Source organism: Thermosyntropha lipolytica DSM 11003 (assembly GCF_900129805.1).
Taxonomy (GTDB): Bacteria; Bacillota; Syntrophomonadia; order Syntrophomonadales; family Syntrophomonadaceae; genus Thermosyntropha; species Thermosyntropha lipolytica.
The window spans coordinates 21,303-27,928 of record NZ_FQWY01000029.1; the positions used below are offsets into that span (position 1 = coordinate 21,303).

The 6,626-nt window shown below is 39.9% G+C and carries 6 protein-coding genes; all 6 read left to right on the forward strand.

All coding sequences use genetic code 11. The features are described from left to right. Window positions 1-17 precede the first annotated feature (17 nt). The 6 genes from cas7i to cas2 are packed head-to-tail and all read left to right on the forward strand — an operon-like array spanning window position 18 to window position 6,513. Complete coding sequence (gene cas7i, locus BUB92_RS08165; RefSeq protein WP_073092681.1) at window positions 18-1,178, forward strand: type I-B CRISPR-associated protein Cas7/Cst2/DevR; 1,161 nt, start codon at window positions 18-20, stop codon at window positions 1,176-1,178. A 6-nt stretch (window positions 1,179-1,184) separates the two neighbouring features. After that, window positions 1,185-2,081 carry a type I-B CRISPR-associated protein Cas5b gene (cas5b, locus tag BUB92_RS08170; protein WP_073092684.1) on the forward strand — a complete coding sequence of 299 codons (897 nt, stop codon included), beginning with the start codon at window positions 1,185-1,187 and terminating at the stop codon, window positions 2,079-2,081. Then, window positions 2,038-4,719 (forward strand): CRISPR-associated helicase/endonuclease Cas3, encoded by a 2,682-nt coding sequence (locus BUB92_RS08175; RefSeq protein ID WP_073092687.1) that lies wholly within the window; start codon window positions 2,038-2,040, stop codon window positions 4,717-4,719. The genes cas5b and BUB92_RS08175 overlap by 44 nt, the downstream gene beginning before the upstream one ends. Beyond that, a complete protein-coding gene (gene cas4 / locus BUB92_RS08180; protein ID WP_242939026.1) occupies window positions 4,709-5,242 on the forward strand; it encodes a CRISPR-associated protein Cas4 in 534 nt (177 codons plus the stop codon). Before BUB92_RS08175 ends, cas4 begins: the two co-directional genes overlap by 11 nt. Window positions 5,243-5,275: 33 nt before the next feature. Further along, the gene (cas1b, locus tag BUB92_RS08185) at window positions 5,276-6,226 is read left to right on the forward strand and encodes a type I-B CRISPR-associated endonuclease Cas1b (RefSeq protein ID WP_278280517.1); all 951 of its coding nucleotides are present in this window, start codon (window positions 5,276-5,278) and stop codon (window positions 6,224-6,226) included. Beyond that, complete coding sequence (gene cas2 / locus BUB92_RS08190) at window positions 6,223-6,513, forward strand: CRISPR-associated endonuclease Cas2 (RefSeq protein ID WP_242939028.1); 291 nt, start codon at window positions 6,223-6,225, stop codon at window positions 6,511-6,513. Before cas1b ends, cas2 begins: the two co-directional genes overlap by 4 nt. Window positions 6,514-6,626: the final 113 nt, after the last annotated feature.

Here is a 6,626-nt window from a genome sequence, read left to right on the forward strand (position 1 = left end):
AAAGGAGGAATGCTCACATGCAGGTTAAAGGATTAACTGCTACGATAGTTTTTGAGACCTCTGCCATTAACCGAGATGAAAATCTAGCCGGAAATATCGCTTCTATTAAAAAACTATCACGATCAGATGGAACATATTCTTTTCTTAGCCGTGGTTTTATTCGCCATCACCTTTTTCAAACCCTAAACTCACTTTATGATTGGATGCCTGCCCCTGTTAATACTTCCAAAAAAGATAAAAAGGGGAAAGAAAAAGAAGTCATTCAATTCTATTTTCCTGAAGCAAATATTGTAAGTTATCCCGAAATGGACCTTTTTGGGTTTATGGTAACTGGTGATTCGAAGAAGCAAAATTCTCAAAAGAAATCTGAAGCGAACGATGATGAGGAATCAGAAAGTAGTTCGACCATCATCCGCAAGGCTCCTTTGGGAATTACCAAGGCTATATCATTAGAACCGTGGCAGGCAGATATGGCCTTTTATGCTAATCACGACATGGTTAAACGAGCACAAGCCCAGGGACTTGAGGCTAATCCTAACCCCTTTTCCAAAGAGGAGCATTACTCTTATTATCGCGTATCCTTTACTCTCGACCTTTACCGTTTTGGCTATCAGGACATTTTTATACAGGCCATACCTGATAATTTTAAAAAATGGGTTAGTGATTTGCCAAAAGCAACCCGGGATGAGGTAGAGAATGTCAAGCAGTTTCGCCAGGAACTACCTGAAAAAGCAACATGGTATAAGGTACAATGTAGTGATGAAAATTGCTATGGCCTGATAGGTTTAGTGGATAATAAAAATGCCAGCAGAATCACATTTGCTGTAAATGAAAATGAACACAAAAAACGTGTAACTGAGGTTTTGACTGTTCTGAAAAATGGCTCGGAGATGCACTCCAGCACTGAGGATTATGGATTAGTTCCGGTATTCTTTGTGGCAGGTGTTTTAAAAGTTCCGGTACCCGTTTTCAATAGCTTTGTACTCCTAAACAAAGGGTATATCAATACACAAACACTAAATAAAGCACTGAATAACGAATATGTGGTGAAAGCATGGTATGATGGCATCCTGCCCCTCGATGGCGAACTATCAAATCAAAGCAAACCTGATATCGTAAGCCCCTGGTCTTCAGTGCAAACAGTACTGGATACTATTTATCCAAAAAAGGAGCAGTGAGAATACGTGAAATCAATAAATGTATTGAAAATAAAGGTCTTCATGCCAAATGCTCATTTTCGGGTCATTCACAGCGGTAATCCCCGTAAAACATATCCACTGCCACCTTATTCAACAGTTATCGGATTTTTTTGCAATATTTTAGGCAATAAGGACAAGATTAATCAAATGTTGCATAGCACACTGGCTCTAGGAATATTGTCACGACATGATTATGTGACTAGCGAATATATATGGTTGCGCAATCTAAATTCAGCTCAACACAAAAAAAGGTTTGTTAGCACCGACAACCGGATTTGGCAGGAAAAGCCCGAACATCCCGGCAGTCAGACTCCTATTAAAATCGAAGTGCTAAATGATGTTGAAACCCTGCTATACATATACCATTCTGATAGTTCGGTTCTAAACAATATTTGTGCCAACCTTAATACCCCGGAAAAATGGTTAAGTCATTTACATTTTGGCCGGGCAGAAGACTGGGCCATGGTTGAATCTATGACTAAAATAGACTTAAAGGTTTCTAACCAGATTGCCGATTTTAGAAAAGCAAATTGCTACTATCAGTGGCTGCCAGCTCCAAGTGCTGCCTTTGGCCTAAAACATTACTTAAATCATGATAAATATGCTGAACTGTATCAGAAGATGCAAGGAACTGCTGTTTTAGTAACTTCCACATATCGCTTGATTAAAACACCATCCAGTAAATCCTTAATTCGCAACTTTAGTCATATTCCTGCTAAGCTTTGCTCTACTTCCATCCCTCTTTTGTCAGGATTTTGCCTGCCTGTTTTGTTTGTCGACCCGGAAGAAGGGATTCCGGTTTATATGGCAACTATTGCCAAGGAAGGAGGAGAGAGCAATGGAACCAGTTCTGGGCAAGAGTTCCGGTACTACACTGGTTGAACATACGGTAGATGTTTTGCGTGCTATTTCCGTTCTACGGGAACGTTCGCGTGGAAATTTCCCGGAAGAATGGTGGAAGGCCCTCCAATATGCAGCCTTGTTTCACGATCTAGGAAAAATAGACCCTGTCTTTCAGGCCAAAATACAAAAAAACAAAATCCAGGCAAATTATGGCTGTGAAATCCCTCATGGCCTACTTTCAATATTGTTGTTTAAACCTGAAAAACTCCTGTCTTTGTCTCCATCATCCATTGCTATAATTCTTTCTGCTGTTGCTTTTCATCACTGGCGAGACAGTTTTCCTGATTTATTTATGGGATACAGAGCCCCGGAAATCAGGCAAAAAGTTAATGAGCTGTATAATTCCTCTGATTGCTGGAATGCTCGAATAAATCAAATTAAGGAAGAATTGGATAAATTTGTTTCGGTATTTAATCTAAGCGTGGAAGCTATAGGCATAAACTTTGTATTAACAGAGTATCTGCAATACAATAACCTCGGAGACGCAGGATTGCTTATCCCTCCTTATGCCTTGAGCTTCCTTCCCATCAGGCTCAAAAATGGAGAACAGAAGGAAGAGATAGAAAAATTGCGTACATTTGTTGCCGGAAATCTTATGCGGGCTGATCATTTTGCTTCTTTAGTAGAAGATGGTGGAACAGGCTTGAGTATTGCTGATATAGAAACAAGCAAACCACTGTCACCAGCTCAGATGCAAAACAAGCTCTTAGCTCACTTTGGGAAAAATACTTGCTGGCAGGTAGATTTTTTTACCGTTAATTCGTCATTACAAGGGGAAAATATGATACTAGTGGCCCCAACAGGTTTTGGTAAGACCGAATTTGCTTATCTTTGGGGCGCTGGACGAAAAAACCTGATAACATTACCTATGCGCGCAGCTGTCAATAAAATTTTCGATCGCACAGCAGACTTTATGGGCATAGATCAGACTACCCTGCTCCACAGCGATGCCGCTCTCGAACTGTTCCTGCGCGAAACATCGAACCAGCATCAAGACTTCGAAGGGGAAAAACGGCAGGCTCTCGATATGGCACGTCATTTGACCAGAGCTTATATAGTTGCCACCGCTGATCAAATTGCTCCTGCAGCACTCAGGTACCCGGGATATGAGCGAATCTTTGCCACACTTATGGATGGAGCCTTGGTTATCGATGAGGTTCAAGCCTACAATCCTCGCTCTGCTGCTATAATCACACATCTTGTGCAGCAAAATGTGTTTTTCGGAGGTAAAACTCTAGTAATGACAGCAACCTTACCTCCTTTTCTTCTAAAAACCTTAAAGGAAAGAGTCGGTTTAGATGACCACCAGGTTGTTAGATTGCTCGACAATCCTGGCTTTGAAAAAATTGCTAAATCCACCCGACACAGGATAAGGGTAACGGTCCATGATGGAGACTATGCATGCATTATAAATGACATACTTTCTGCTGCCCGTTCAGGATTGAAAGTACTAGTTATCATGAATACTGTTCGTGCAGCCTGTGCTATTTACGAATTGATAAAAAGCAGGATAAATAATGATGAAAATATTCGAACGGCATTACTACACTCTCGCTTCATCGAAAAACAACGCAGGTATCTAGAAAAACTTGTCGTCGATACTTATATGCCTAACCGAATTGACCGCGATATCGATTCCTGCATTGTTGTAACGACTCAGCTCGTTGAAGCCTCTTTGGATCTGGATGCTGATATCATGTTTACCGAGTTAGCACCAGCAGACAGCCTGGTCCAACGAATGGGAAGAGTTTTTCGTCGTTTTGCCCGTAAAGGTGGGAATAATGCTCCCGACAAAGCCAATGTTGTAATAATGATAAACGCCGGCAAACAGGCAAAGCAAAATGCACCAGAAAATGATGCCATACTATCATCTGGCATAGGTAGAGTCTATGATCGTGACCTTAGTGCCTTATCACTCCTGACTCTGCTCAATGCTTTTGAAAACCCCGCTTATTTTGTTAAAGCAGCGGATTTTAAAACTTTTGACGACTCCTGGCATTTATGCTTCCACCAGAAGACAAGCAAAAAAAAGAAGGATACAAAAGGAATTAATCAAGCACTTTGTGATAAAGCAAGCCAAATGGAAGGCAAAGACTTATTGCTGAGCGAGAAAATGAAAGAGCACTGGATAGAACACACATATAATTTACTAGAAAATAGTAACAGCTCCGCATCCAATCTGAATCTGGGAAGTTATCTTAACCAGTATTATGAAACACTGGAAATATTAGATCATGGCTACTGTTCTGAAAAGAGACGTGATGCCATGAAATTATTTAGGAACATAACTGATATCAAAGGTATTCCCGCAGAAATGACAGAAGACTTTTATTACACTATTCGGCAATGGGTATCTGATCACCAGGAAAAACTCAATTATCTGGAACTCGCAACCAGCATATTACCCGCGTTTGTGGTCAGCTGTCCTTATTACGCGCTCAGCAAAGGCGAAGACAGATATTACTCAGACTTAGATATTGAAAAAATGATTCCCGGGAACTTAGACTCTTTTGCGCGTGAAAGAGTAAGGGATAAACTGGAACGCTGGCTGGCAGAACTTAAAATATTCCATATACATTATGACTCTGAGAAAGGATTGATGTATTTTGAAAGATAAAAATAGCCCAGAGGTACAAGAACTGGCCATTACAGGTACTATGGTATCTTATTTTTTCATCTGCCACCGCAAGCTATGGCTTTTTGCTAAAGGAATTAATATGGAAAATGTATCAGGGAATGCAGATGTTATAAAAGGTAAGATTTTACACGAAGCACGATTCAAGCATGAACGTAATAGAGAAATAACCTTTGACACTGTAAAAATAGACTTCCTTCGCTTCAACGACCAGGTTTATGTCCACGAAATCAAAAAAAGCAAAAAGTTTGAGGAAGCGCACATTTGGCAATTGAAATACTATATTTACTACTTGCAGTGTCAGGGTGTTAATTGTTTTTCAGGTGTTATTCACTATCCAGCAAGTATGCGAAAAGTTAATGTAGAATTTGATGCCAATGATCGCATACAGCTTATGCAGGTACTTAAAGGCATTCAAGAAATATTGAAAAAACCAATTCTGCCACCAAAGAAAACAAAAAAGTTCTGCTCACGCTGTGCATACTTTGATTTTTGCTATGCTTGAAAGGAGGCGATTCCTATAAGCCGAACATACTACATTTTCTCTTCCGGCCGGTTGAGACGCAAAGACGACACTTTAGCACTCGAGACTTCGGAAGAACGTCGCATAATCCCCGTAGAAGACGTTGACCACATATATTGTTTTAGCGAAATGGATTTGAATACCAGGTTACTTGAATTTCTAAGCCAGAAACAGATATGTGTCCATTTTTTTAACTATTACGGCCATTATAGCGGGAGTTTCATACCACGCGATGCTCTTTTGTCAGGTTTTTTAATTGTGAAACAGGTAGAACACTATCTAGATGAAAAAAAACGCCTGGTGCTGGCTAGAATCCTGGTAGATGGAGCTATCCATAATATCAGGCGAAATCTAGAAAAAAGAGAATACGAAGAAAGCTGCAACTGTTTGGATGACTATCGCAAACTCCTCGGTGAAGCCTCTAGTATTGAAAAAGTGATGAGTATCGAAGCACACGCCCGCAAAATTTATTATTCAAACTGGGCAGATATAACCGGTTGGGATTTCCAGGGAAGAAGTAAAAGACCTCCAGGCAATGCTTTAAATGCCCTGATTTCATTTGGCAATGCTTTACTGTACACTGCTATTCTAAAAGAAATACATCGCACAGCTCTTAATCCTACAATCAGTTATCTGCATGAGCCATCCGAACGCCGCTATTCGCTCGCTTTAGATATTGCAGAAATTTTCAAGCCCGTATTAGTAGATCGGCTCATTTTTCGGCTTATTAACCTAAACATGCTTCAGGAAAAACATTTTGATAATAATATAAATTTTGTCTACCTTACTGAGGAAGGCAGGCGTTTATTTGTAAAGGAATTTGAAGAATTAATGGAGAAAACTATAACTCATAGGAGCCTCAAACGAAAGATACGATATAAAAGCCTAATACGTTTGGATCTGTATAAGCTTATAAAACACTTGTTGGGTGAAGTAACTTTTACTCCTATGAAAGTTTGGTGGTGATAAATATCAGGGTAATTTTAATCTATGACATTAGTACAGATGACGAAAAAGGAAAGCGTCGACTGGTTAAAATAATGAAAACCTGTCGTAAATATCTGGTACATGTGCAAAAGTCAGTTTTTGAAGGAGATATTACTGAGGGACAAATGCTTTTACTAAAAAAAGAAATATTGGCAGTAATAAATAAGCAACAGGATTTCGTAATAATCTATAGCTTACCCGATGGCAACAAGCTGAGCCGCGATATTCTTACTGATACCCGCGATCCCATGGATAATTTTCTGTAATACCTAGCCCGAGGTTTGACGCAAACTTAGAAACTTATATATCATCCAAACGCCAATCGGCAGGATTTTCAACTGCGGTAGAGATCGACCATAGAGGAATCTGAACCATCTTG

Coding starts and splice junctions, on each gene's coding strand:
- cas7i (WP_073092681.1), top strand. CDS start 18: ATGCAGGTTAAAGGATTAACTGCTACGATAGTTTTTGAGACCTCTGCC.
- BUB92_RS08175 (WP_073092687.1), top strand. CDS start 2,038: ATGGAACCAGTTCTGGGCAAGAGTTCCGGTACTACACTGGTTGAACAT.